Here is a 1,362-nt window from a genome sequence, read left to right on the forward strand (position 1 = left end):
CGATGGTCTGGCACGACAAGGAACTGGAATTTGAAGGATGAGGTCTGGCTAAATCCTGAACGGGAACAACCAGAAATACTAAAGCAAGCCGCATGACTTTACGCGACATCTTTGTTGACAATTACCGTGATCGATGTTGTCAAACAGGCCTTTGATGTCAAACTCAAGAACCCAGTCGTGTTTCCAGCATCGCTCCCGTGTGACGCCGACAGCATCCAGCGCCGATTTTCCGGACCGGTAGCCATAGGAGTCCGGCAGGAACTTCGCTTCGATACTGGGTTCTATGACCCGTTTTGCCACCATCTGAGCTACCCGATCCGCTACGGTGGGCACCCCTAAAATTCTTTCCCCACCAGTCTTTTTAGGAATGGCGACCGCTTTGACCGGCGGTGGAAAGTAGCTTCCCGAAGACATCCGGTTCCAGATCCGATAGAGATTTCTCTTCAGATCTTTCTCGAAGTCCTCAATCGACTGCTTGTCCACACCGGCCGAGCCCGCGTTGGCCTTGACTTGATACGCTTCGTACACCAACCATTTATCAATGGCGAACTGCTTTGTTGCACTCATCCGTTTCCTCCTGTTGCCAGTTGAACGACGAATGCAACCGCTTGACCCGACCCCTTTGCTCCGGCCGCATTACCAGCCTTCATCGCTCGTACAGGTCGGTCCGTCCCAGTGCTCCGCATCGGTACTCTCGCCTCGTGGTTTATGCCACTTGTGCTTCTCCCTTGGCATCGGAACGACTGGTTCCCGTAGTTCCATGCGAAAGCCTGGATCAGCTTCACGCCCCCTTTACGCCGGTCGCCGCCTGCCCAATAATCAGGTGTCCGGCAAGCTGGTCCCAGGAGATAGAAACGCCCCTGGTTTTGACGACAAATAGGATAACGACGCGTCATCGGAAGGTTCACTTTCGTTCGTCTCTCTGATCCTTACCTGCCCGAGGTACGGCCTCGGCGCTTTGCCCCCAACGCTCACCACCACGGCTCTTGACCGCAGCAGCTTGGGGTGGTTTGAAGCCCGCTCCTGAAAGCCGACTTCGAGGGGCCTACCCTCATCTTTCACATAGCTTTGACACAGTCCGTCAGTTCATGCCGAACTTCCTTTCTGTGTGCCTACGGCACACTCTCGATTTCCCAGCGCGCCCGGTACCAGTCGATGAGCTCGACGACCTGCTCGGCGGTGCTGGCCTCGCGGTTGGTCAGCAGGCGCCATTCGAGCGGTTTGCTCCCCGCGGTCGCGCCGACTTCGCGTGCCACGATGCAGGTGACGCTGATGCGCCCCCGTTTGCCGTCTCCGATCTCGACCACACGCGCCCACAATTGCTGGCGCACCGCGCGCGCCTTTTGCGTGCCGCGCGTCGGC

The 1,362-nt window shown here is 57.3% G+C and carries 1 protein-coding gene and 1 pseudogene; both read right to left on the reverse strand.

Going from position 1 to position 1,362, the window contains the following annotated elements:
• Positions 1-78: 78 nt before the first annotated feature.
• Positions 79-567 (reverse strand): reverse transcriptase domain-containing protein, encoded by a 489-nt coding sequence (locus tag F2P44_RS34240; protein WP_167094538.1) that lies wholly within the window; start codon positions 565-567, stop codon positions 79-81.
• Positions 568-1,121: 554 nt separating this feature from the next.
• Positions 1,122-1,362: pseudogene (locus F2P44_RS34245) on the reverse strand (IS4 family transposase); the annotation flags it as partial.

The organism is Massilia frigida, assembly GCF_011682175.1.
Lineage (GTDB): Bacteria > Pseudomonadota > Gammaproteobacteria > Burkholderiales > Burkholderiaceae_D > Telluria_A > Telluria_A frigida.

What these genes read in the sequence shown, in the direction of transcription:
- F2P44_RS34240 (WP_167094538.1), bottom strand. Translation starts at nt 567, where the DNA reads ATGAGTGCAACAAAGCAGTTCGCCATTGATAAATGGTTGGTGTACGAA.